This window comes from Streptomyces sp. NPDC005374 (genome assembly GCF_042872225.1).
Classification (GTDB): Bacteria; Actinomycetota; Actinomycetes; order Streptomycetales; family Streptomycetaceae; genus Streptomyces.
Genome location: NZ_JBIAKA010000010.1, coordinates 337624 through 362919 on the forward strand (window position 1 = coordinate 337624; position 25296 = coordinate 362919).

Here is a 25296-nt window from a genome sequence, read left to right on the forward strand (position 1 = left end):
GCCACCCATCCCTGCGCAGCACCGGCCGGAACCGGCCTCTTGACCGCGGGCGCCACCTCCCCGATGCTCGGTTGCGCATGGTGATGCGTGTATCGAATGAAGCAACCCGCAGGTTCATCGGAGGAGTACCCATGGCTCATGAGGTTCGTGCTGTCGTCGCCCTGGCGAAGGGCGCCCCGGTCTCCGTCGAGACGATCGTGGTCCCCGACCCGGGACCCGGCGAGGCGCTGGTGAAGGTCGAGGCGTGCGGTGTCTGCCACACCGATCTCCACTACCGCGAGGGCGGCATCAACGACGACTTCCCCTTCCTGCTGGGGCACGAGGCGGCGGGCCGTGTCGAAGCGGTCGGGGAAGGGGTCACCGGACTCGAGCCGGGTGACTTCGTCATCCTCAACTGGCGCGCGGTCTGCGGCACGTGCCGGGCGTGCGCGAAGGGCAGGCCCTGGTACTGCTTCGCCACCCGCAACGCGACCCAGCGGATGACCCTGCTCGACGGCACCCCGCTCGCGCCCGCCCTCGGTATCGGTGCCTTCGCGGAGAAGACCCTGGTGGCCGCGGGGCAGTGCACCAAGGTGGACCCGGCCGCCCCGGCGACCGCCGCCGGGCTGCTCGGCTGCGGCGTCATGGCGGGCTTCGGCGCGGCCGTGAACACCGGCGCCGTCGGCCGCGGGGACTCCGTCGCCGTCATCGGCTGCGGCGGGGTCGGCATGGCCGCCGTCGCGGGGGCGGGGCTCGCCGGCGCGACCAAGGTCATCGCCGTCGACGTGGACCCGCGCAAGCTGGAGCGGGCCACCGGGATGGGTGCCACGCACACCGTCGACTCGCGCGAGGCCGATCCGGTCGAGGCGATCCGCGAACTGACCGGCGGCTTCGGCGCCGATGTCGTCATCGAGGCGGTGGGCCGCCCCGAGACGTACAAGCAGGCCTTCTACGCCCGCGACCTGGCCGGCACCGTCGTCCTGGTGGGGGTGCCGACCCCGGAGATGAAACTGGAGCTGCCGCTGCTGGACGTCTTCGGGCGCGGTGGCGCGCTGAAATCCAGCTGGTACGGCGACTGTCTGCCCTCGCGCGACTTTCCGGCCCTCGTCGAGCTGTACCTGAGCGGACGCTTCGATCTGGACGCCTTCGTCTCCGAGACCATCGGCCTCGGGGACGTGGAGAAGGCGTTCGAGAAGATGCACCGCGGTGAGGTCCTGCGTTCCGTCGTGGTGCTGTGACAGCGGACGCAGTCTGTTGATCCCTGCGCATTCAGTTGCGTCACCGGCAACGCTGACCATGAGATGTGTCCGTCCTCTGGACGCCTTGACAAGCGTTTATGGGCGCCCTCAAACTGGCGTTGCGTTCACCGCAATCCGTTTCGCTATACGCACCGAGGTGTCATGATGATTCCCGCGTGCCGTCTCGTGGATCTCCCCCGAGGCGAGGCCTACCGGCTCGACATCGACCCGCCGGTCTCGGTGTTCCACACCGACGACGGCGAGGTCTTCGCCATCGACGACACCTGCACCCATCAGGACGCCTCGCTCGCCGACGGCTGGCTGGAGGGCTGTGAGGTGGAATGCCCGCTGCACGCCTCGAAGTTCGACCTACGGACGGGCACCGTAGACGCCCCGCCGGCCAAGCGCCCGGTCCGCACGCACGCGGTCCAGGTCGAGGACGGCATGATCTACGTCCAGTTGTCCACGGACGCGCCCAACCTGCCGCCCTGCGTGGCGGCCCGGCTCGCCGGGGAACCCGCGTGAGGACGGTGGCCGTGGTCGGCGCCTCGCTGGCCGGTCTCTCGGCGGCGCGCTCGCTGCGCAGACAGGGCTACGACGGACGGCTCGTCGTCATCGGCGACGAGCTCCACCGCCCGTACGACAGGCCCCCGTTGTCCAAGGAGTTCCTGGCCGGCTCCCTGGGCGAGACCGACCTCGCCCTGGAGTCGGACGAGGAGGATCTGCGGGTCGAGTGGCTGCTCGGCGTCCGCGCCGTCGGCCTCGACGGCCCACAGCGCGCCGTACGGCTCGCCGACGGCAGCGAGGTCCGGGCGGACGGCGTCGTCATCGCGACCGGCGCCGCCGCCCGGACTCTGCCCGGCACCGACGGCCTCGCCGGGGTGCACACCCTGCGCACCCTGGACGACGCCCGCGCCCTGCGTGACGAACTGGCCCTGGGGGGACGGCTGGTGGTGATCGGCGGCGGCTTCGTCGGCGCCGAGGTCGCCTCCACGGCGTACGCCCTCGGGCTCGACGTGACCGTCGTCGAGGCGGCCCCGACCCCCCTGGCCGGACCGCTCGGCGAGACCATGGGCCAGATCGTCTCGGCGCTCCACGCGGACCACGGCGTACGGCTGTTGTGCGGTGTCGGAGTCAAGGGACTGAGCGGTGAGAGCCGCGTCGACGCCGTCCTCCTGGAGGACGGCCGCAGCATCCCCGCCGACATCGTGGTCGTCGGCGTCGGCGCCCGCCCGTGCGTCGAGTGGCTCGCGGGATCGGGCATCGGGCTCGCCGACGGAGTCACCTGCGGCGTCGACGGCCGGACCAGCCTGGCCGGGGTCGTCGCGGTCGGCGACTGCGCCTCCTGGTACGACCCGCGCGCGGGCCTGCACCGCCGTGTCGAGCACTGGACCGGCGCACGGGAGCGGCCCGACGCGGCCGTGACCGCGCTGCTGGCGGGCGGCGCGGTGGAACCGGGTGTGCCGAGGCCGCCGTACTTCTGGTCGGACCAGTACGGCGTGAAGATCCAGTTCGTCGGTCACGCGGCCGGTGCCGACAGCGTGACGATCGAGGAGGGCGCCCGGGACGACCGCAACGTCCTGGCCGTCTACCGGCGTTCCGGGCATCCGGTCGCCGTGCTCGGGATGAACCAGCCGCGCCTGTTCATGCGCTGGCGCAAGCAGCTCGCCGCCGCGGCCTGACACCGCTGCCGCTCCGCCCAGAACGCCGACCGTTCTTCCCGGCGTGCATCACCGGTACACGACGGCGTGCTTCACCGGTTCCCGACGTTCCCCGAGGAGTGCCCTGTGACCTCGACCAGCCTGCCGGACAGCCTGATCGCCACCCTTCCCGGCGCTTCCTATACGGATGCCGGGGTGTTCGCCCTGGAGCAGGAGCGCATCTTCGAGGCGATGTGGTTCTGTGCTGTGCGGGCTTCGGATCTGCCCAAGCCCGGTTCCTTCAGGACGGTGGAGGTGGGGCGGGAGAGCATTCTGATCGCGCGTGCGCGGGACAACTCGGTCCGGGCGTACTTCAATGTGTGCCGGCATCGCGGGGCGAAGTTGTGCACCGAGGAGTCCGGTGAGGTGAAGCGGGCGTTCCAGTGTCCGTATCACGCGTGGACGTACGACCTGACGGGCAAGCTGGTCGCGGCTCCGAACCTGACGAAGATGCCGGACGTGGGCCGTACCGAGTACGGGCTGGCGAGCGTGGCCGTGCGTGAATGGCTGGGCTATGTCTGGGTGTGCCTCGCGGAGAACCCGCCGCCCTTCGACGAGGTCGTCCAGGACGTGATCACGCGTCTGGGGGACACCGAGTCGATCGAGCACTACGACCTCGACAACCTCCAGGTCGGTCGGCGGATCGTCTATGACGTGAAGGCGAACTGGAAGCTGATCGTCGAGAACTTCATGGAGTGCTATCACTGCGCGACGATCCATCCCGAACTGACGGAGGTGCTGCCGGAGTTCGCGGACGGGTATGCGGCGCAGTACTACGTGGGGCATGGTGCCGAGTTCGGTGAGGACGTCCGGGGTTTCACGGTCGACGGTTCGGAGGGTCTGGACCGTATCCCTGGGGTTTCCGACGACCAGGACCGCCGTTATTACGCGATCACGGTGCGGCCGCAGGTGTTCGTGAACCTGGTGCCCGACCATGTGATCTTCCACCGGATGTTTCCGGTCGCGGCGGACCGTACGGTCGTGGAGTGCGACTGGCTGTATCTCCCGCAGGTCGTGGAGAGCGGGAAGGATGTCAGCCGGTCGGTGGAGCTGTTCGACCGGGTCAACCGGCAGGACTTCGACGCGTGCGAGCGCACCCAGCCCGGGATGAGCTCACGCCTGTATGCCAAGGGCGGGGTGCTGGTCCCCAGCGAGCACCACATCGGCGAGTTCCACCACTGGGTCCAGACCCGGCTGGGGGCTCAGCCCAGGTAACCCATGCGGTGGCTGATCTCGGCGGCGCCCTTGACCAGCACCGGCGCGAGCTCGTGCAGGCGCTCCTCGGACAGCCGGTACGCGGGCCCTGAGGCGCTGAGCGCCGCGATGACCTCCCCGTCCCGGTCGCGCACCGGCGCGGCCATGGCGTGCAGGCCCAACTCCAGCTCCTCCAGCGCCCAGGCGTAGCCACGCTCGCGGGCCTCCGCGAGGTTCTTCTCGAGCTTCGTCTTCGCGGTGATGGTGCGCGAGGTGACCTTCTTCAGGCCGGTCTCGGTCAGCAGCGCGGTGCGGTCCTTGACGGGCATGTGCGCCAGCAGGATCTTGCCGCTGGAAGTGGCGTGCAACGGGGTCAGCTGGCCGACCCAGTTCTGCGCGGTGACGGCGCCTGGGCCCCGCACCTGGTAGAGGTTGACCGCGTAGCGTTCCTGCATCACGGCGAGGTTCACGGTCTCGCCGAGCTCGTCGGCCAGGTCCTCGCAGACCGGGCGGCTCTGCTGGGTGATGTCGATGCGCCCGGTGACCGCGCCGGCCAGGCGCACGATGCCGAAACCGAGACGGTACTTGCCGCGCTCGCCCGCCTGTTCCACCAGACCGCGTGCCTCCAGCGCTCCGAGCAGCCGGAACGCCGTGGACTTGTGAACGTCGATCTCGGCGGCCACCTCACTGACCCCTGCCTCGCCGCGCCGGGCGAGGATCTCCAGTACGTGAATGGCCCGGTCGACGGACTGCACCCCGCCGCTCGACGACCCTGTCGTTTCGTTATCCGGGTTGTAGTTGCTCACAACGCAACTATACGCACGGTAAACAACAGGGGCGCGAAAGTGTTTCGGAGACCCGGTGCATGTGTCGTGCAAGTTGCGTGGCTCGCAACCTGGTGCGTATGGCGCTACTCGTACTAGCATGCGCGCATATCTACGGCGCGAGCGAGACGAGGCACCATGGCTCCTCAGCAGCAGTACGACTTCGTCGTCGTCGGTGGTGGATCGGCCGGCAGCGCACTGGCCAACCGGCTCTCCGCCGACCCGGGCAACCGGGTGCTGGTCCTGGAGGCCGGCCGGCCCGACTACCCGTGGGACGTCTTCATCCACATGCCCGCGGCGCTGACCTACCCGATCGGCAGCCGCTTCTACGACTGGAAGTACGAGTCCGAGCCCGAGCCCCACATGGGCGGCCGACGCGTCTACCACGCCCGCGGCAAGGTACTGGGCGGCTCCAGCAGCATCAACGGCATGATCTTCCAGCGCGGCAACCCCCTGGACTACGAGCGCTGGGCCGCCGATCCCGGCATGGAGAGCTGGGACTACGCGCACTGTCTGCCGTACTTCAAGCGCATGGAGAACTGTCTCGCCGCCGACCCCGACGACGAGTTCCGCGGCCACGACGGCCCCCTCGTCCTGGAACGCGGCCCGGCCACCAACCCGCTCTTCACCGCCTTCCAGAAGGCCACCGAGGAAGCCGGGTACGCGCCCACCGACGACGTCAACGGCTACCGGCAGGAGGGCTTCGCCAAATTCGACCGCAACGTCCACCGCGGTCGCCGGCTCTCGGCCTCCAAGGCCTATCTGAAGCCCGCCCGCAAGCGGCCCAACCTCACGGTCAGGACCCGCGCCCTCGTCACCCGCGTTCTGTTCGAGGGCAAGCGGGCCGTCGGTGTCGAGTACCGGCGCGGCAAGGGCGCGCTCCAGCAGGTCCGCGCCAAGGAGGTCATCCTCTGCGGCGGCGCCATCAACTCCCCGCAGTTGCTGCAGCTTTCCGGCGTCGGCAACGCCGAGGAACTGCGCGCGCTCGGCATCGACGTCGTGCACGACCTGCCGGGCGTCGGCGAGAACATGCAGGACCACCTGGAGGTGTACATCCAGTACGCCTGCAAGCAACCCGTCTCCATGCAGCCGTATCTCGCCAAGTGGCGGGCCCCCTTCATCGGCCTGCAGTGGCTCTTCCGCAAGGGTCCCGCCGCCACCAACCACTTCGAGGCGGGCGGCTTCGCCCGCAGCAACGACGACGTGGACTACCCCAACCTGATGTTCCACTTCCTGCCCATCGCGGTCCGCTACGACGGCTCGGTGCCCGCCGGCGGACACGGCTACCAGGTGCACGTGGGGCCCATGTACTCCGACGCCATCGGCTCGGTGAAGATCAGGAGCAAGGATCCGCAGGAGCATCCGGCGCTGCGCTTCAACTACCTCTCCACCGAGCAGGACCGGCGTGAGTGGGTCGAGGCGGTCCGGGTCGCGCGCAGGCTCCTCAACCAGCCCGCCCTGGCCCCCTACAACGACGGGGAGGTCTCACCGGGCCCCTCCGTCGAGACCGACGAGGAGATCCTCGCCTGGGTCGCCAAGGACGGCGAGACCGCCCTGCACCCGTCCTGCACCTGCAAGATGGGCACCGACGAGATGGCCGTCGTCGACCCTGCCAGCATGCGCGTGCACGGCGTGGAGGGGCTCCGGGTCGTCGACGCGTCGGTGATGCCTTACGTCACCAACGGCAACATCTACGCGCCGGTGATGATGATCGCGGAGAAGGCGGCCGACCTGATCCTCGGCAAGGAGCCGCTCGCGCCCTCCAAGGCCGCGTACTACCGGCACCGTGACGCCCACACGCAGGCGGGATAGGCCTTTGGGCGCCGAAGGTCTGCGCGCGCTGCTGGGCAGCGTCCGATACGAGGTGCTGCCGGCGAAGGCCACCGAGGACAAGGTCCTCGCCCATGTCCCGCGCGACGTCGTCGTCACCGTGACGGCGTCGCCCGTCAAGGGCCTGGAACCGACGCTCGACCTGGCCGGCCGGCTCGCGGGGCACGGCTACCGGGTCGTCCCGCACGTGCCCGCGCGGCTGCTGCGGGACGACGTGCACCTCAAGGACGTCGTCGACCGGCTCCGGGAGGCGGGCGTCGACGACGTCTTCGTGCCCGCGGGAGACGCCGATCCGCCGGCCGGGGTCTACGACGGCGCTCTGCCGGTGCTGCGCAGGCTCGGTGAACTGGGCGACCCCTTCGCCCGCGTCGGCATCACCGGCTACCCCGAGAGCCATCCGCTCATCCACGACGACCTCACCGTGCAGGCGATGTGGGACAAGCGGGCGCACGCCACGTACATCGTCAGCAACCTCTGCTTCGATCCGCGGGTGCTCGCCGACTGGGTCGTCAGGATCCGTGGCCGGGGCGTCGCGCTGCCCCTTCACCTGGGTGTCGCGGGGCCCGTGCAGCGGGCGAAGCTGCTCTCCATGGCGACGAAGATCGGGGTGGGGGAGTCGACCCGTTTCCTGACCCGGCATCCCGCCTGGTTCCTACGCTTCGCGGCCCCCGGCGGCTACGCACCCGAGCGGCTGCTCGACCGCACTGCCCGGCAACTCACCGTGCCCGCGGCGGGAGTTGCCGGACTGCATCTGTTCACCTTCAACCAGATCGCCGAGACCGAGCGGTGGCGCCGTGCCCTGCTCGACCGATTGAATCGGTAACGCAGAGTTTTCACCCGCCGAACCTCAACCCCTTGACGTGGGTTCCTGCATTCTCCAGAGTGTTCCACCACAAGCAATGCGATGCGCGATGCGCAACGAAAACGCTCGAAGGGCTCCCGAAGTGGCTGACCTGTACGTGGACGGTGAATGGCGGGAGCCGCTGGCCGGAGGCCGTCGGGAGATCCGATGTCCCGCCGACGGCACGCTCTCCGCGACCGTGTCCGAAGGGACCCGCCCCGACACCGAGGCGGCCGTCGCAGCCGCCCGCCGGGCCTTCGACGAGGGACCCTGGCCCCGCACCCCCGAGCGTGAGCGCGGCGCACTGCTGCTGCGCACCGCCGACCTGATCGAGCGCGACGCCAAGGAGTTCGCCCGCGCCGAATCGCTGGACACCGGCAAGCGGCTGGTGGAGAGCGAGTACGACATCGCCGACATCGTCTCCTGCTTCCGCTACTACGGCGGGCTCGGCGGCACCGACGCAGGACGGGTGATCGACACCGGCCGGGACGACGCCGTGAGCCGCGTCGTCCACGAGCCGATCGGCGTCTGCGGACTGATCACCCCGTGGAACTACCCACTGCTCCAGGCGAGTTGGAAGGTCGCTCCGGCCCTTCTCGCCGGCAACACGATCGTCCTCAAGCCCAGTGAGCTCACCCCCTCCACCTCGATCCTGCTGATGAGGGCTCTGGCGGAGGCCGGACTGCCGGCCGGCGTCGCCAACCTCGTCCTCGGGGCCGGCCCCGAGGTGGGCGCGCCGCTCTCCGAGGATCCCCGCGTCGACATGGTCTCCTTCACCGGCGGCCTGGAGACCGGCAAGCGGATCATGGCGACGGCCGCCGCGACCGTGAAGAAGGTCGCGCTGGAACTCGGCGGCAAGAACCCCAACGTCGTCTTCGCCGACGCCGACTTCGAGACGGCCGTGGACTTCGCGCTCACGGCCGTCTTCCTGCACTCCGGGCAGGTCTGCTCGGCCGGCGCCCGGCTGATCGTCGAGGACTCCCTGCACGACCGGCTCGTCGACGAGATCGTCCGGCGGGCCCGGCAGATCCGCCTCGGCGGCCCCTTCGACCCCGAGGCCGAGACGGGGGCCCTGATCTCCGCGCAGCACCTCGCGAAGGTCGAGGCGTACGTCGCGGTCGGGGTGGCGGAGGGCGCCGTACTGCGCTGCGGCGGCGAGCGGCCCACCGATCCGGCCCTCGCGAGCGGCCACTACTACCCGCCCACCGTGCTCGACGAGTGCCGCCAGGACATGCGGGTGGTGCACGAGGAGTCCTTCGGGCCCGTGCTCACCGTGGAGCGGTTCACCGACGAGGACGACGCCGTCCGTATCGCCAACGACACCGAGTACGGACTCGCGGGCGCCGTGTGGACGCAGGACGCCGGGAAGGCCCAGCGGGTCGCCCGCCGGCTGCGGCACGGCACGGTGTGGATCAACGACTACCACCCCTATGTGCCGCAGGCCGAGTGGGGTGGCTTCGGGCACTCCGGTGTGGGCCGGGAACTGGGACCGACCGGCCTCGACGAGTATCGCGAGGCCAAGCACATCTGGCAGAACATCCAACCCCGGCCGCAACACTGGTTCCGCGGCTGAACGCCGAGAAGAGGTCGACCATGACCCCCACCAAGACCGAGGTGCCGCCGCGCAGCGGCGCACCCGAGGACGCGGCGCCCACGCCGGTCATATCCGTGCGCGGGCTGTGGAAGGTGTTCGGACCGAAGGCGGAGCAGGTACCGGACTCCGAGGAACTGTGCGGGCTCACCCGCCGCGAGCTCATGGACCGCACCGGCTGCACCGCCGCCGTACGCGACGTGAGCTTCGAGGTCGCGCCCGGCGAGGTCTTCGTCGTCATGGGACTGTCCGGCTCCGGCAAGTCCACCCTGGTGCGCTGTCTGACCCGGCTGATCGAACCCACCGCCGGTGAGATCGTCTTCGAGGGCGAGGACATCCGCGACGCCGACGAGAAGCGGCTGCGCGAACTGCGGCGCAACAAGTTCTCCATGGTCTTCCAGCACTTCGGACTGCTGCCCCATCGCCGCGTCGTCGACAACGTGGCGTTCGGGCTCGAGATCCGCGGCATGGGCCGGGCCGAGCGCACCAGGCGGGCGCTGGAGGTCGTCGAACTCGTCGGGCTCTCGGGGTACGAGAACTCCTACCCCGACCAGCTCTCCGGCGGCATGCAGCAACGCGTGGGCCTGGCAAGGGCGTTGGCCGGTGACCCGGAGGTCCTCCTCTTCGACGAACCGTTCTCCGCGCTCGACCCGCTGATCCGACGCGACATGCAGAACGAGGTCATCCGGCTGCACCACGAGGTCGGCAAGACGATGGTGTTCATCACCCACGACCTCTCCGAGGCACTCAAGCTCGGCGACCGCATCCTCATCATGCGCGACGGCAAGATGGTCCAGTGCGGCACCGGCGACGAACTCGTCGGCGCCCCCGCCGACGACTACGTACGCGACTTCGTCAAGGACGTGCCGCGCGGCGACGTCCTGACCCTGCGCTGGATCATGCGCCCGGCCACCCCCGAAGACCACCTGGACGGACCCGAGTTGGGCCCCGACGTCGTGGTGAAGGAGGCCACCCGGGCGGTGCTCGCAGCCGAGAAGCCCGTCAAGGTCGTCGAGAACGGCGAGCTGCTCGGCATCGTCGGCGACGAGGAGATCCTCGCGGTCGTCGCCGGGCAGGAGGGCGACGCGTGATGACCGTCGCCGTGGAGAAACCCGAGGAGACAAAGGCCGTAGAACCGCCGTTGCCCGCCAAGGGTGCGCGCAAGGTCAGCCGGACCATGGTGATCGGCGCGATCCTGGTCGTCTGGCTGGTGCTGTTCGCCGTGCTGCGCGGAAAGCAGACCCTGTCCCTGGCGGCCGCCGACCTCACCGATCTGCACCGGTGGATCAACGACTTCAACGACTCCGTCGGCGCCAACCGGAACTCCAACCCGCTCTTCCTGTACTTCTTCAACGAGATCCGGCTGGTCATCGACAACCTGGTGACCTTCGTGCAGGACCTGATCTCCCAGCCGTCCGGGACCCGCCCGGTCCCGCAGATCGGCTGGCTCGGCGTCGTCGGCCTCGCCGGCTACGTCGCCTGGGCCGTGGGCAACTGGCGGGTCGCGCTGCTGGCTGTGGCCGGGTTCACCTTCTTCGGGCTGCAGGGGCTGTGGCAGGAGAGCATGGACACCCTCTCCCTCACCCTCTCCGCGGTGTTCGTGGCCATGCTGTTCGCGATCCCGCTCGGGGTGTGGGCCGGACTGTCGGACCGCTTCAACCGGATCATGACGCCCTTCCTGGACTTCATGCAGACGATGCCGACCTTCGTCTACCTGGCACCGCTGACCCTGTTCTTCGAGATCGGCGGGGCCTCCGCCACGATCGCCACCGTGATCTACGCGGCCCCGCCGACGATCCGCATCACCGCGCACGGCATCCGCAACGTGTCGAAGACGACCGTCGAGGCGGCCGACTCACTGGGCGCCACCCGCCGCCAGTCGCTGCTGAAGGTCCTGCTGCCCATGTCCAAGCGGACCGTGGTGATGGGCGTCAACCAGACCATCATGGCCGCCCTGGCCATGGTGACCATCGCGGCGCTGATCAACGCGCCCGGCCTCGGCGCGACCGTCATCCAGGCGCTGCAGACGCTCGACGTCGGCACGGCCTTCAACGCCGGTCTCGCCATCGTGGTCATGGCGATCGTCCTGGACCGGGTCACGACCGCGGCCAGCGTCCGAGAGGAGAACGCACGACGCTCCAAGAACCGCTTCGCGACCTGGCGGCGGCCACTGCTGGGAGCGGGCGCCGCGGTGACCGCGGTCCTGATCTACCTGTCGCGCACCTACCTGTGGGCGGCCGACTTCCCCGGCGACGGCACCATCGGCAGCCACATAGCCAGGGCCGCGGACACCGTGACCAACTGGGCGCAGGACAACCTCTCGGGCCTGACCAACGGCTTCCGTGACGTCATCACCAACGGCCTGCTCAACCCGTTCCAGACCCTGGTCACCGACTCCCCGTGGTGGCTCATCGGAGTGGTGCTGGTCGCGCTGACCGTGGTGCTGGGGGGCTGGAGGTCCGGGGTCACCACGGCCGTGTGCGTGGGCCTGCTGGTCGGTACCGGTATGTGGTCGGACGCCATGACGACGCTGGCGTCGACGTTGGTCGCGACCGTGCTGGTGATGATCCTCGGCGTCGTCTTCGGCACGTGGATGGGCCGCAGCATGCTCGTGGACCGGCTGATCCGGCCCACCCTGGACGCGGCCCAGGTCATGCCGCCCTTCGTCTACCTCGTGCCGTTCCTCGCGCTGTTCGGCCCCACACGCTTCACGGCCATCGTCGCCGCGATCGTCTACGGGGCTCCCGTCGCCATGAAGATCATCGCGGACGGGATCCGGGCCGTGCCCGAGACCACAGTGGAGGCGGCCACCGCTGCCGGGTGCAACACCTGGCAGATCATCACCAAGGTTCAGCTGCCGATGTCACGCAGTGCTCTGACGCTCGCGACCAACCAGGGCCTGATCTACGTGCTGTCGATGGTTGTTGTGGGCGGCTTGGTTGGCGCGGGCGCCCTCGGCTACGACGTCGTGGCCGGATTCTCGCAGAGCCAGCTGTACGGGAAGGGCCTGGCCGCGGGTCTGGCCATCGTCCTTCTCGGAGTCATGTTCGACCGGATCACTCAGGCGGCGGCGCGACGCGCGAGCGCATAAGGAGCACTACATCATGGCAAGACACTGGCGAGCCGGCGCGGCCGGCCTGGCCGTCCTCGGCCTCACCCTCACCGCTTGCGGTGGGGCGAAGGTCGGCGACACCTCCTCGGGCTCCGACAGCTCGGGAAGCTCCGGCAAGTGCGGCACGTTCAACCTCGCGGTCAACCCGTGGGTGGGCTACGAGGCGGACGCGGCGGTCGTCGCGTACGTCGCCGAGCACGACCTCAAATGCAAGGTCACCAAGAAGAACCTCAAGGAAGAGATCGCCTGGCAGGGCTTCGGTACCGGCGAGGTCGACGCCGTCCTGGAGAACTGGGGTCACGACGATCTGAAGAAGAAGTACATCACCCAGCAGAAGACGGCGGTGGAGGCCGGCTCGACCGGCAACAAGGGCATCATCGGCTGGTACGTGCCGCCGTGGCTGGCCAAGGCGCACCCGGACATCACCAACTGGAAGAACCTCAACAAGTACGCCGCGAAGTTCAAGACCTCCGAGTCCGGCGGCAAGGGCCAGCTCCTGGACGGCGATCCCTCGTACGTCACCAACGACGAGGCGCTGGTGAAGAACCTGAAGCTGGACTTCAAGGTGGTGTACGCGGGCAGTGAGACCGCGCTGATCCAGGCGTACCGCAACGCGGAGAAGAACAAGCAGTGGGTGATCGGCTACTTCTACGAGCCGCAGTGGTTCCTGTCCGAGGTCCCGCTGAAGAAGGTCTCCCTGCCCGCGTACAAGACGGGCTGCGACGCCGACGCGGCCAAGATCGCCTGCGACTACCCCGTCTACGACCTCGACAAGATAGTCAGCGCGAAGTTCGCCAAGTCGGGCAGCCCGGCCTACGACCTGGTGAAGAAGTTCAACTGGACCAACGACGACCAGAACGTCGTGGCCAAGTACATCGCGGTGGACAAGATGACCCCCGACGCGGCCGCCAAGAAGTGGGTCGAGGCCAACCGCGCCAAGGTTGACGCCTGGATCAAGTAACCCGCTCGTTCACGCCCGGTGGGCGGTGCGCACTTCCGCGCACCGCCCACCGGGCGTTGCCGTTTTCCGGGCCGTTCCACGACGTCACCCGGCCTCTTGACACCCATCCGGGCGACAGGCACATTGAGTTGCGCAACCTGAATCACGTTGCGTAGAAAGCAACTGAGCCGGAGGTGTGGCGATGGCGGGACCCCGGGTGGTCATCATCGGAGCGGGCGTGGTGGGGGCCGCGCTCGCCGACGAGATCTCCGCACGCGGCTGGACCGAGGTGACCGTGGTCGACCAGGGGCCGCTGCCCGCCACCGGGGGCTCGTCCTCGCACGCCCCCGGACTGGTCTTCCAGGCCAACGCCTCCAAGACCATGACCGAGCTGGCCCGCTACACCGTCGAGAAGCTGAGCTCACTCGACGTCGACGGACAGCCCTGCTTCCTCCAGGTCGGCGGCCTGGAGGTGGCGACCACCCCGGAGCGCGTCACGGAACTCCACCGCCGCCAGGGCTGGCTCACCTCCTGGGGCGTCGAGAGCCGTCTGCTGACCGCCGAGGAGTGCGTCGCACAGCACCCGCTCGTCAACCCGGACCGGGTCCTCGCCGGCCTCCTCATCCCCACTGACGGCCTCGCCAAGGCCGTCCTCGCCGTCGAGGCGCAGATCCGCCGGGCCACCGAGCGCGGTGTGACGTTCCTGGCCCGCCACGAGGTCCTGGACGTGCTCCGGGCCGACGGCGAGGTGACGGGCGTCCGCACCGACCACGGCGACCTGGAAGCCGACATCGTGGTGTGCTGCGCCGGCATCTGGGGCCCGAAGATCGCCCGCATGGTCGGCATGAACCTCCCGCTCACCCCGCTCGCCCACCAGCTCGCCTGGACCGGACCGGTCCCCGCGCTCGCGGGCCAGACGGAGGAGGCGGTGCGCCCGATCCTGCGCCACCAGGACGCCGACCTCTACTACCGCGACCGCCACGACACCCTCGGCATCGGCTACTACGGCCACCGCCCCATGCCCGTCACCGCCGACGAGATCCTCTCCGTCGACGAGGCCGACACGATGCCCTCCGTCCTGAAGTTCACCGAGGACGACTTCGCGGACGCCTGGACCGAGACGCAGTCACTGCTCCCCGCCACCCGCGAGGCCAAGATCGAGGAGGGCATCAACGGCCTCTTCTCCTTCACCACCGACGGCCTGCCCCTCCTCGGCGAGTCCCCGGACGTCAAGGGCTTCTGGGTCGCCGAGGCCGTCTGGGTCACCCACTCCGCCGGCGTCGGACGCGCCGTCGCCGAATGGCTGGTCGACGGCCACTGCTCCTCCTTCGACCTGCACGAGTGCGACGTCAACCGTTTCGAGCCGCACCAGCTCGCCCCGGAGTACGTACTGGCCCGCGACTGCCAGAACTTCGTCGAGGTCTACGACATCCTCCACCCGCTCCAGCCCTCCGGTGACCCGCGCCCGATCCGCACCAGCCCCTTCCACACCCGCCAGCAGGAGCTGGGCGCCTTCTTCCTGGAGGCGAACGGCTGGGAGCGTCCGCAGTGGTACGAGTCCAACGCGGGCCTGGTGGAAGGCCGTTCGATCGTCACCCCCAACGACTGGGCCGCGCGGTACTGGTCGCCGATCGTCGGCGCGGAGGCCCAGACCACCCGCGAGACCGTCGCGATGTACGACATGACGGCCCTCAAGCGCCTGGAGGTGAGCGGGCGAGGCGCCGCCGACCTCCTGGAGCGGCTGTGCACCGGCAAGGTCGCCAAGTCCGTCGGCTCGGTGACGTACACGCTGCTCCTCGACCACGACGGCGGCATCCGCAGCGACATCACCGTCGCCCGGCTGGCCCCCGACCTCTTCCAGGTCGGCGCCAACGGCAACCTCGACCTGGACTGGTTCACCCGCCACCTGCCCGCCGACGGCACCGTCCAGGTCCGGGACATCACCCCCGGCACCTGCTGCATCGGCCTGTGGGGACCGCTCGCGCGCGATGTCCTCCAGCCGCTCACCGACGAGGACTTCTCGGCCACGGGCCTGAAGTACTTCCGCGCCAAGCGCGCTTATGTCGGATCCGTCCCGGTCACCGCGATGCGGCTGTCGTACGTCGGCGAACTCGGCTGGGAGCTGTACACCACGGCCGACCAGGGCCTCAAACTCTGGGACACCCTGTGGCGCGCGGCGAAGCCGCTCGGCGGCATCGCGGCCGGACGCGGCGCCTTCAACAGCCTCCGCCTGGAGAAGGGTTACCGCTCCTTCGGCACCGACATGACCTACGAGCACGATCCGTACGAGGCCGGGGTCGGGTTCGCCGTCAAGGCGGACAAGGAGGACTTCGTCGGCAAGGCGGCGCTGGAGCGGCGCAGGGCCGACGTACGGCGGAAGCTGACCTGCCTGACCATCGACGACCCGCGGGCCGTCGTCATGGGCAAGGAGCCGGTCTACGACGGTGACCGCGCCGTCGGCTACGTCACCAGCGCCGCCTTCGGCCACACGATCGGCAAGGGCATCGCGTACGCCTGGCTCCCGGCGGAACTCGCGACGACCGGCCGTGCGCTGCACATCGGCTACTTCGACCAGCGCGTCGAGGCGACCGTCGCCGAAGAGCCCCTGTTCGACCCGACGATGTCCCGCCTCCGCGGCTGAACAGGGAGAGCGAACACCCATGAACGCGCTGAACACCCCCCTCGCGGAACTGGACCCCGAGGTCCACGCGGCCCTCGCCGCCGAACTCCACCGCCAGCAGTCCACCCTGGAGATGATCGCCTCCGAGAACTTCGCGCCCACCGCCGTGATGGAGGCGCAGGGCTCGGTCGCGACCAACAAGTACGCCGAGGGCTACCCCGGCCGCCGCTACTACGGCGGCTGCGAACACGTCGACGTCACCGAGCGGTTGGCCATCGAACGCGTCAAGTCCCTCTTCGGCGCGGGCTTCGCCAACGTCCAGCCGCACTCCGGCGCCCAGGCCAACACGGCGGTCTTCTTCGCCCTGCTGCAGCCCGGCGACACCATCCTCGGCCTGGACCTCGCGCACGGCGGCCACCTCACCCACGGGATGCGCCTCAACTACAGCGGCAAGATGCTGAACGTGGTGCCGTACCACGTGTCGGAGGGCGACAACCTGGTCGATCTGGACGAGGTCGAGCGGCTCGCCAAGGAACACCGCCCCAAGATGATCATCGCGGGCTGGTCGGCCTACCCCAGGCAGCTGGACTTCGCGGCCTTCCGCCGGATCGCCGACGAGGTGGGCGCCCTGCTGATGGTCGACATGGCGCACTTCGCCGGCCTGGTCGCCGCGGGACTGCACCCGAACCCCGTCCCGCACGCCCACGTGGTGACCACCACGACCCACAAGACGCTCGGCGGCCCGCGCGGCGGAGTCGTCCTCACCAACGAGGCCGACCTCGCCAAGAAGATCAACTCGGCGGTGTTCCCCGGCATGCAGGGAGGCCCGCTGGAGCACGTCATCGCGGCGAAGGCGGTGTCCTTCAAGGTCGCCGCGTCCCCCGAGTTCGCCGAGCGCCAGGCCCGTACGCTGGCCGGCGCCCGCATCCTCGCCGAGCGGCTGACCCGCGAGGACGCTTCCGCCGCGGGCGTGAAGGTCCTCACCGGAGGCACGGACGTCCACCTGGTCCTCGTCGACCTGCGGGAGTCCCCGCTCGACGGCCGCCAGGCCGAGGACCTCCTCCACTCGGGCGGCATCACCGTCAACCGCAACGCCGTCCCCTTCGACCCCCGCCCACCGATGGTCACCTCGGGCCTGCGCATCGGCACCCCGGCACTGGCCACGCGCGGCTTCACCGAGGAGGACTTCGCCGAGGTCGCCGACGTGATCGCCCTCGCGCTCCAGCCGGAGCCCGACCTCGCCGCCCTGAGCGCCCGCACGAAGGCCCTGGCGGCGCAGCACCCGCTCTACCCGCACCTCACCGGCGAGGGAGACGCCCGATGAGCAGCCCCCGCACCCCCGGCGCCGAGCTCCCCGAACACCCCGACTGGCTGTGGCGCACCCCCGAGCCGAAGCGCTCGTACGACGTCATCGTCGTGGGCGGCGGCGGACACGGCCTGGCCACCGCCCACTACCTGGCGAAGAACCACGGCATCACCAACGTGGCCGTACTGGAGAAGGGCTGGCTCGCGGGCGGCAACATGGCCCGCAACACCACGATCATCCGCTCCAACTACCTGTGGGACGAGAGCGCCAGTATCTACGAGCACGCCCTCAAGTTGTGGGAGGGCCTGGAGGAGGAGCTGGACTACCCGATCCTCTTCTCCCAGCGGGGCGTCCTGAACCTCGCGCACAGCCTCCAGGACGTCCGCGACAGCGTGCGCCGGGTGGAGGCGAACCGCCTGAACGGCGTGGACGCGGAGTGGCTTGACGCCGAGCAGGTCAGGGAGATCTGCCCGATCGTCAACATCTCACCCGACGTGCGCTATCCGGTCCTCGGCGGCACCTACCAGCCGCGCGCCGGGATCGCCAAGCACGACCACGTGGCCTGGGGCCTGGCCCGCTCGGCGGACGCGGCCGGCGTCGACATCATCCAGAACTGCGAGGTCACGGGCCTCGACGTGGTCGGCGGGCGGGTGGTCGGAGTCCAGACCACCCTCGGTCCCATCGCGGCGGGCAAGGTGGCTCTGTGCTCGGCCGGCCACACCTCGGTCCTCGCCGCCATGGCGGGCATCGAACTCCCGCTCCAGAGCCACCCGTTGCAGGCACTCGTGTCGGAACTCCTGGAGCCGGTCCACCCCACGGTGGTCATGTCCAACGCCGTCCACGTGTACGTCAGCCAGGCGCACAAGGGCGAGCTGGTGATGGGCGCGGGCATCGACTCGTACAACTCCTACACCCAGCGCGGCGCGTTCCACATCATCGAGGAACAGATGGCGGCGGCCCTGGAACTCTTCCCGGTGTTCGCCCGCGCCCACGTCCTGCGCACCTGGGGTGGCATCGTCGATGTCAGCCCCGACGCCTCACCGATCGTCGGCCTCTCCCCGGTCGACAACCTGTACCTCAACTGCGGCTGGGGCACGGGCGGTTTCAAGGCGACCCCGGGCGTCGGCTGGGTCTACGCCCACACGATCGCCCACGACACGCCCCACCCGCTCAACGCCCCCTTCTCGCTCGACCGTTTCACCACCGGCGCGCTCGTCGACGAGCACGGCGCCGCCGCGGTGGCCCACTAGGGATCCTCAAGGGAGCCGAACGACATGCTGCTGATCCCCTGCCCCTGGTGCGGGCCCCGTGACGAGTCCGAGTTCCGCTACGGCGGCCAGGCCCATGTGCCCTACCCGGAGAGCCCCGCGGACCTGAGCGACGAGGAATGGGCCCAATACCTCTTCTTCCGCGCCAACCCGAGGGGCCCGTTCGCCGAACGCTGGAGCCACGCGGCGGGCTGCCGACGCTGGTTCAACGCGGTCCGTGACACGTCGACCAACGAGATCCTGACTGTGTACAGGGCGGGGGAGGGCCGTCCGGAGACGACGGAGGCGCTTCCGGTCACTTCTCAGCCCAGGCCGGCGTATCCAGCCCGTCCGGCGTTTGAGGACGAGGCCCCTTCAGGGCCGATCGGGGGTGCGGGGGCGAAGCCCCCGGAACGGCGCGACATCCGCAAAATCACCTTCACCTTCGACGGCACCGAATACCAGGGCGTACAAGGAGACACCCTCGCCTCCGCCCTCCTCGCCAACGGCATCATCCAGACCGGCACCAGCATCAAACTCGGCCGCCCCCGAGGCATCTTCTCGGCAGGCGTCGAAGAGCCCAACGCCGTCGTCCAGATCGAGGAACCCTTCCCCGAGCCGATGCTCCCGGCCACGACCGTCGAGCTGTACGACGGCCTGGTGGCGAGCAGCCTCCCCGGCCAGGGCCGTCTCGCCACCGAGCCCGACCCCGCCCGCTACGACGCCGTGCACCACCACTGCGACCTGCTGATCGTCGGTGCCGGCCCGGCAGGTCTCGCGGCGGCGGCCGCGGCGGCGGGCAGCGGCGCCCGCGTGATCCTCGCCGACGACCGGCCCGAACTCGGCGGCAGCCTGCGCGGTACCGGCGAACTCCTCGACTGGGCCGACGAGTTGGGAACGCGTCTCGACGCCACCCCCGACGTCCGGGTCCTGCGCCGCACCACCGTCTTCGGCTACTACGACGACAACCACCTCCTCGCCGTCGAGCGCCGCACCAACCACCTCGGCGCCGCGGCCCCGGCCGACGTCTCCCGCGAACGCGTCCACCGCATCCGGGCCCGACGTGTCGTCCTCGCCACCGGCGCCCACGAGCGCTCGCTGGCCTTCGCGGACAACGACCGCCCCGGCGTGATGCTGGCGGCCTCGGCCCGCACCTACCTCCACCGCCACGGAGTCGTGCCCGGCCGGCACGCGGTCGTGCTCACCACCAACGACAGCGCCTACCCGGCCGCGCTGGACCTCGCCGCGGCGGGCGTCCACATCGCGGCCGTCGTCGACACCCGCCCGGAGCCGGGGGAGTGGGCCGATCGGGCCCGGGCAACCGGCATCGAGGTGCTCGCCGGGCACGCCGTCACCGGTACGCAGGGCGAGGCCCGCCTGACCGCCGTGAGCGTCGCCCCGTACGGAGAGACCGTGAGGGAGCGGGAGTTCACCGCCGACCTGCTCCTGGTCTCCGGCGGCTGGAACCCGGTCGCGCACCTGTTCAGCCAGGCGGGCGGCAAGCTGCGGTACGACGACACACTCGGCACCTTCGTCCCCGGCGCCTGCCGTCAGGCCGTCGAGGTCGCGGGCAGCGCCAACGGAGAGTTCGACCAGGCCGCCGTCCTCGCGCAGGGCGCCGCCGCCGGAACCCGCGCGATCGAGGCCGAGGGCTACACCGCCGTGGCACCCCGACTCCCGCAGCCCCCCGCGTCACCGCGCCCCACGCCGCCGATGCAGGTCTTCACCCTCCCCGGCCGCGACGGTGCCCCCCGTTTCGTCGACCTCCAACGCGACGTCACCGTCGACGACCTGACCCGCGCCACCGGCGCCGGAATGCGGTCCGTGGAGCACACCAAGCGCTACACCACCGCCGGTACGGCCAACGACCAGGGCAAGACCTCCGGAGTCCTGGCCAGCGGGGTCGTCGCCGAACTCCTCGGCGTGGACGTCTCGGCGCTCGGCACGACCACCTTCCGGCCCCCCTACACCCCGGTGTCCTTCGCGACCCTCGCCGGCCGTGACCGGGGCGCACTGCACGACCCGATCCGTACAACCGCCCTGCACGAATGGCATGTCGCGCACGGCGCCCGCTTCGAGAACGTCGGCCAGTGGAAGCGCCCCTGGTACTACCCGCGGCCCGGCGAGGACATGGAGGCGGCCGTCCTGCGCGAGTGCGCCGCCGCCCGCGACGGCGTCGCCTTCATGGACGCCTCCACCCTCGGCAAGATCGACGTCCAGGGCCCGGACGCCGCCGTCCTCCTCGACCGGCTCTACACGAACATGATGTCCACCCTGAAGGTCGGCATGATCCGCTACGGCGTGATGAGCCGCCTGGACGGCATGATCTTCGACGACGGCACCGTCATCCGCCTCGCTCAGGACCGCTTCCTGCTCACGACGACCACGGGCAACGCCGCGGCCGTCCTGGACTGGATGGAGGAGTGGCTGCAGACGGAGTGGCCGGACCTCAAGGTCCACTGCACGTCGGTCACCGAGCAGTGGGCGACCGTGGCACTGGTCGGCCCGCAGTCCCGGGCGCTCCTCGGCTCGCTCGCGCCCCGACTGGCCGTGTCCAACGACGACTTCCCGTTCATGGCCTGGCGGGACACGACCGTCGCGGGCATCGACGCCAGGGTCTGCCGGATCAGCTTCTCCGGCGAACTCGCCTACGAGATCAACGTGTCACCGTGGCAGGCCCTCGCCCTCTGGGAGGCGCTGGCCGAGGCGGGCGCCCCGTACGGCATCACCCCGTACGGCACCGAGACCATGCACGTCCTGCGCGCCGAGAAGGGCTACCCGATCATCGGCCAGGACACCGACGGCACCGTCACCCCGCACGACCTCGGCATGAGCTGGGCGGTGTCCAAGAAGAAGCCCGACTTCATCGGCAAACGCTCCTACGCCCGCGCCGACGCCGTCCGCCCCGACCGCAAGCACCTGGTCGGCCTGCTCCCCGAGGACCCGGGCGCCTTCCTCCCCGAGGGCACACAGCTGGTCGCCGACAGCGTGCTGCCCGCGCCGCCCGTCCCGATGCTCGGACACGTCACCTCCAGCTACCGCAGCGCCGCCCTCGGCCGCACCTTCGCGCTGGCCCTGATCAAGGGCGGCCGGGAGCGCATCGGCGAGCGACTGTACGCCCCCGTCGGCGACCGGCTGGTCCCGGTGACCGTCGCAAGCCCCGTCCTCTACGACCCCGAGGGAGCCCGCCGCGATGGCTGACACCGCCCTTACCGCCCCGCTCCGCAGCCCCCTGGCGCACACCGCCGGCCGCCTCGCCGCCGCCACCCGTGCCTCCGGCGGAGCGGTCCGGCTGGCGGAACTCCCCTTCCTGACGCAGATCGACGTGCGCCTGGACCCCAAGGGCGCGGCGGCCGACGCCGTCGGGCTCGCTCTGGGGCTCCAGCTGCCCGTCGAGCCCGACACCGTCGTACGCGCCGGGGAGCTCACCGCCCTGTGGCTAGGTCCCGACGAGTGGCTCGTGGTGGGGCCGCCGGACCGGCGCGACGTGGAGGGCCGTATCCGCGAGGCCTCCGGCGACGAGCCCGTGTCGGTCGTCGACGTGTCGGCGCAGCGCACCACGCTCCTCGTCGCGGGACCCCGCGCCCGCGACCTGCTGGCCCACGGCTGCTCGCTCGATCTGCACCCGCGTGCCTTCGGCGCCGGACGCTGCGCCCAGACCACCCTCGGGCGGACCCAGGTCGTGCTGGTCGCCCGGGACGAACCGGGCGCCGGCTTCTGGGTACTGGTCCGCTCGTCCTTCGCCGGCTACCTCACGGACTGGCTGCTGGACGCGGCCGTGGAGTGGACGTCCTGAAAGGTGGAGTGGACGTCCTGAAAGTTCAGGACGTCCTGAAAGCCCCGGGCGTCAGCCCAGGTGGCCGAGTCGCCTGCTGAGTTCGTCGGCGCCCTCGACCAGCACCGGAGCCAGCTCGTGCATCCGCTCCTCGGTGAGACGGAAGGCGGGCCCCGAGGCGGTCAGGGCGGCGACGACCTCGCCGCTCTGTGAACGCACCGGCGCGGCCATGGCGTTGAGGCCCTCCTCGTACTCCTCCACCGTCATGGCGTAGCCCTGCTCGCGGACCTGGACCAGCTCCGCCTCCAGCTCCTGCCGGGAGGTCACCGTGCGCGCCGTCATCCGGTCGAGCCCTGCCAGGGCGACGAGTTCGTCCCGGCGCTTCTCCGTCAGATGGGCGAGCAGGACCTTGCCGCTCGACGTGCAGTGCATCGGCGTCAGCCGGCCGACCCAGTTCTGTGCCGTGATGGCGGACCGGCCGCGTACCTGGTCGAGGTTGATCACGTGCTGGGACTCCAGCACCGCGATGTTCATCGTCTCGCCCAGGGCGTCGGCGAGGCGCTCGCAGATCCCGCGGCCGTGCTTGGTGACGTCGATGCGCCCCGTGACCGCTCCGGCCAGCCGCACGATGCCGAAGCCGAGACGGTACTTCCCCCGCTCGCCCTCCTGCTCGACCATGCCGTGCGCTTCCAGCGCGCCGAGCAGGCGGAACGCCGTGGACTTGTGGACGTCGATGGCCGCGGCCACCTCGCTGACGCCCGCCTCGCCGCGCTGCGCGAGGATCTCCAGCACGGTGACAGCCCGGTCGACGGACTGCACACCGCCACCGGAGGTACCCGCGGACTCGGTGCCGTTGTTGCTCATGGCGGAACCTTATGCGAAGGGGGCCATACCGGTCAGCGGAAGACGACCGTCCGACGGCCGTTGATCATGACCCGGTTCTGGCTGTGCCACTCCACGGCCCGGGCGAGGACCTGCGCCTCGACGTCCCGCCCCAGGGTCACCAGGGTCTCGGGGCTCTGGGCGTGGCTCACGCGCATGACGTCCTGCTCGATGATGGGCCCCTCGTCGAGGTCCGGGGTGACGTAGTGAGCCGTGGCCCCGACCAGCTTGACGCCGCGCTCGTGCGCCTGCACGTAGGGCCGAGCGCCCTTGAAGCTCGGCAGGAACGAGTGGTGGATGTTGATCGCCCGGCCTTCGAGCTGCTTGCACAGGTCGTTCGACAGGATCTGCATGTACCGGGCGAGGACCACGAGGTCGACGTCCAGCTCGTCGACGAGTTCGAGCAGCCGCGCCTCCGCGTCCGGCTTCGTCTCCGGGGTCACCGGCACATGGTGGAAGGGGATGCCGTAGGTCTCGGCGAGCGGGGCGAAGTCCCGGTGGTTGGAGACGATCCCCGCCACCTCGATGCCGAGCGCGCCGGTGCGCTGCCGGAAGAGGAGGTCGTTCAGGCAGTGGCCGAACTTCGACACCATGATCAGTGTGCGGGTCGGCGTCGACGCGTCGCACAGCTGCCAGGTGATCCGGTACGCCTCCGCGACCGGGGCGAAGCCGGACCGCAGGGCCTCCAGGGACATGGCCGGGTCCGAGACGTCGAAGTGGACGCGCATGAAGAAGCGGTCCTGGAGCCGGTCGTCGAACTGTTGGCTCTCCCGGATGTTCCCCGAGTGCCGGACGAGGAAGCCGGTGACGGCGTGGACGAGGCCGGAACGGTCGGGGCAGGAGAGGGTGAGGACGAACTCGCGGTCGGGTTGCGGTCGAAGAGACACTGAGTCCTCCCGAAGGCTGCGCATTACGCAACAGTATGACTGATACGCAACATGGTCCCGGCTGTGACGGCCCGCGGTCAAGAGCCCGCCCACTCTTGACACTGCCAAGCGCGCGCTGCACTGTGTGTTGCGCTGGTCGATACATGTTGCGCATAAGGCAACCACAGGAGTGTTCTATGACCTCGGCAGCCCTCCCCGAGAGCCTGATCCCGACTCTTCCCGGCGCTTCCTATACGGATGCCGGGGTGTTCGCCCTGGAGCAGGAGCGCATCTTCGAGGCGATGTGGTTCTGTGCTGTGCGGGCTTCGGATCTGCCCAAGCCCGGTTCCTTCAGGACGGTGGAGGTGGGGCGGGAGAGCATTCTGATCGCGCGTGCGCGGGACAACTCGGTCCGGGCGTACTTCAATGTGTGCCGGCATCGCGGGGCGAAGTTGTGCACGGAGGAGTCCGGTGAGGTGAAGCGGGCTTTCCAGTGTCCGTATCACGCGTGGACGTACGACCTGACGGGCAAGCTGGTCGCCGCTCCGAACCTGACGAAGATGCCGGACGTGGGCCGTACCGAGTACGGGCTGGCGGCCGTGGCCGTGCGTGAATGGCTGGGCTATGTGTGGGTGTGCCTCGCGGAGAACCCGCCCTCCTTCGAGGACTCGGTGGTCGCGGACGTGGTGGCCCGGCTGGGCGACGTGGAGTCCGTCGACCGGTACGACATCGCGAGCCTTCAGGTCGGTCGGCGGATCGTCTATGACGTGAAGGCGAACTGGAAGCTGATCGTCGAGAACTTCATGGAGTGCTACCACTGCGCGACGATCCATCCCGAACTGACCGAGGTGCTGCCGGAGTTCGCGGACGGGTACGCGGCGCAGTACTACGTGGGGCATGGTGCCGAGTTCGGTGAGGACGTCCAGGGGTTCACGGTCGACGGCTCGGAGGGCCTGGACCGGATTCCCGGGGTCTCCGACGACCAGGACCGCCGCTATTACGCGATCACGGTGCGGCCGCAGGTGTTCGTGAACCTGGTGCCCGACCATGTGATCTTCCACCGGATGTTTCCGGTCGCGGCGGACCGCACGGTTGTGGAGTGCGACTGGCTGTACCTTCCGCAGGTCGTGGAGAGCGGGAAGGATGTCAGCCGGTCGGTGGAGCTGTTCGACCGGGTCAACCGGCAGGACTTCGACGCGTGCGAGCGCACCCAGCCCGGGATGAGCTCACGCCTGTATGCCAAGGGCGGCGTCCTGGTCCCCAGCGAGCACCACATCGGGGAGTTCCACCACTGGGTCCACACCCGGCTGGGCATGGGATAGAGGCCCGGTGTTGAACACCGGGCCCCTGT

Annotated in this window: 19 protein-coding genes; 16 read left to right on the forward strand and 3 right to left on the reverse strand. The window is 69.9% G+C overall.

Annotated elements, in window-relative coordinates; genetic code table 11:
* Positions 1-131: 131 nt before the first annotated feature.
* From ACFYRX_RS26725 to ACFYRX_RS26740, 4 genes are all read left to right on the forward strand, one after another.
* The gene (locus ACFYRX_RS26725; protein WP_389104507.1) at positions 132-1217 is read left to right on the forward strand and encodes an S-(hydroxymethyl)mycothiol dehydrogenase; all 1086 of its coding nucleotides are present in this window, start codon (positions 132-134) and stop codon (positions 1215-1217) included.
* 162 nt (positions 1218-1379) lie between these two features.
* Positions 1380-1742: a bifunctional 3-phenylpropionate/cinnamic acid dioxygenase ferredoxin subunit gene (locus tag ACFYRX_RS26730; protein ID WP_389104510.1), complete on the forward strand. Its 363-nt coding sequence runs from the start codon at positions 1380-1382 to the stop codon at positions 1740-1742.
* Positions 1739-2899 carry an NAD(P)/FAD-dependent oxidoreductase gene (locus ACFYRX_RS26735; RefSeq protein ID WP_389104513.1) on the forward strand — a complete coding sequence of 387 codons (1161 nt, stop codon included), beginning with the start codon at positions 1739-1741 and terminating at the stop codon, positions 2897-2899. Before ACFYRX_RS26730 ends, ACFYRX_RS26735 begins: the two co-directional genes overlap by 4 nt.
* A 105-nt stretch (positions 2900-3004) precedes the next feature.
* A complete protein-coding gene (locus ACFYRX_RS26740) occupies positions 3005-4132 on the forward strand; it encodes an aromatic ring-hydroxylating dioxygenase subunit alpha (protein WP_389104515.1) in 1128 nt (375 codons plus the stop codon).
* On the opposite strand, the gene ACFYRX_RS26745 is transcribed toward ACFYRX_RS26740, so the two are convergent.
* On the reverse strand, positions 4120-4866 hold the full coding sequence (locus ACFYRX_RS26745) for an IclR family transcriptional regulator (RefSeq protein ID WP_389104657.1): 747 nt from the start codon (positions 4864-4866) through the stop codon (positions 4120-4122). The two genes, ACFYRX_RS26740 and ACFYRX_RS26745, sit on opposite strands and share 13 nt — an antisense overlap.
* A gap of 207 nt (positions 4867-5073) precedes the next feature.
* On the opposite strand from ACFYRX_RS26745, the gene betA reads away from it, so the two are divergent.
* The 11 genes from betA (at position 5074) to ACFYRX_RS26800 (ending at position 22218) form a co-directional block, all read left to right on the forward strand.
* A complete protein-coding gene (betA, locus tag ACFYRX_RS26750; RefSeq protein ID WP_389104518.1) occupies positions 5074-6747 on the forward strand; it encodes a choline dehydrogenase in 1674 nt (557 codons plus the stop codon).
* A 4-nt stretch (positions 6748-6751) separates the two neighbouring features.
* Positions 6752-7588, forward strand: coding sequence for a 5,10-methylenetetrahydrofolate reductase (locus ACFYRX_RS26755; RefSeq protein WP_389104521.1), 837 nt, complete (start codon positions 6752-6754; stop codon positions 7586-7588).
* 121 nt (positions 7589-7709) lie between these two features.
* Complete coding sequence (locus ACFYRX_RS26760) at positions 7710-9179, forward strand: aldehyde dehydrogenase family protein (protein WP_389104523.1); 1470 nt, start codon at positions 7710-7712, stop codon at positions 9177-9179.
* Between the two features lie 20 nt (positions 9180-9199).
* On the forward strand, positions 9200-10288 hold the full coding sequence (locus ACFYRX_RS26765; protein WP_389104525.1) for a glycine betaine/L-proline ABC transporter ATP-binding protein: 1089 nt from the start codon (positions 9200-9202) through the stop codon (positions 10286-10288).
* A complete protein-coding gene (locus tag ACFYRX_RS26770; protein WP_389104528.1) occupies positions 10288-12288 on the forward strand; it encodes an ABC transporter permease in 2001 nt (666 codons plus the stop codon). The genes ACFYRX_RS26765 and ACFYRX_RS26770 overlap by 1 nt, the downstream gene beginning before the upstream one ends.
* Positions 12289-12301: 13 nt before the next feature.
* A complete protein-coding gene (locus ACFYRX_RS26775; protein ID WP_389104530.1) occupies positions 12302-13270 on the forward strand; it encodes an ABC transporter substrate-binding protein in 969 nt (322 codons plus the stop codon).
* A gap of 181 nt (positions 13271-13451) precedes the next feature.
* Positions 13452-15890, forward strand: a complete 2439-nt coding sequence (locus tag ACFYRX_RS26780; protein WP_389104533.1) for an FAD-dependent oxidoreductase — start codon at positions 13452-13454, stop codon at positions 15888-15890.
* 19 nt (positions 15891-15909) lie between these two features.
* Positions 15910-17193: a serine hydroxymethyltransferase gene (gene glyA / locus ACFYRX_RS26785; protein ID WP_389104536.1), complete on the forward strand. Its 1284-nt coding sequence runs from the start codon at positions 15910-15912 to the stop codon at positions 17191-17193.
* Positions 17190-18425: a sarcosine oxidase subunit beta family protein gene (locus ACFYRX_RS26790; RefSeq protein ID WP_389104539.1), complete on the forward strand. Its 1236-nt coding sequence runs from the start codon at positions 17190-17192 to the stop codon at positions 18423-18425. The genes glyA and ACFYRX_RS26790 overlap by 4 nt, the downstream gene beginning before the upstream one ends.
* 24 nt (positions 18426-18449) lie before the next feature.
* A complete protein-coding gene (locus ACFYRX_RS26795) occupies positions 18450-21623 on the forward strand; it encodes a sarcosine oxidase subunit delta family protein (RefSeq protein WP_389104542.1) in 3174 nt (1057 codons plus the stop codon).
* A complete protein-coding gene (locus tag ACFYRX_RS26800; RefSeq protein ID WP_389104545.1) occupies positions 21616-22218 on the forward strand; it encodes a sarcosine oxidase subunit gamma in 603 nt (200 codons plus the stop codon). Before ACFYRX_RS26795 ends, ACFYRX_RS26800 begins: the two co-directional genes overlap by 8 nt.
* A 51-nt stretch (positions 22219-22269) precedes the next feature.
* Here ACFYRX_RS26800 and ACFYRX_RS26805 read toward each other — a convergent pair whose 3' ends face one another.
* Both ACFYRX_RS26805 and purU read right to left on the reverse strand, forming a co-directional pair.
* Positions 22270-23061: an IclR family transcriptional regulator gene (locus tag ACFYRX_RS26805; RefSeq protein ID WP_389104548.1), complete on the reverse strand. Its 792-nt coding sequence runs from the start codon at positions 23059-23061 to the stop codon at positions 22270-22272.
* 32 nt (positions 23062-23093) lie between these two features.
* Positions 23094-23966, reverse strand: a complete 873-nt coding sequence (gene purU, locus ACFYRX_RS26810) for a formyltetrahydrofolate deformylase (RefSeq protein ID WP_389104551.1) — start codon at positions 23964-23966, stop codon at positions 23094-23096.
* Between the two features lie 176 nt (positions 23967-24142).
* Between purU and ACFYRX_RS26815 the strand changes: the two genes are divergently transcribed.
* Positions 24143-25267, forward strand: coding sequence for an aromatic ring-hydroxylating dioxygenase subunit alpha (locus tag ACFYRX_RS26815; RefSeq protein WP_389104554.1), 1125 nt, complete (start codon positions 24143-24145; stop codon positions 25265-25267).
* Positions 25268-25296: the final 29 nt, after the last annotated feature.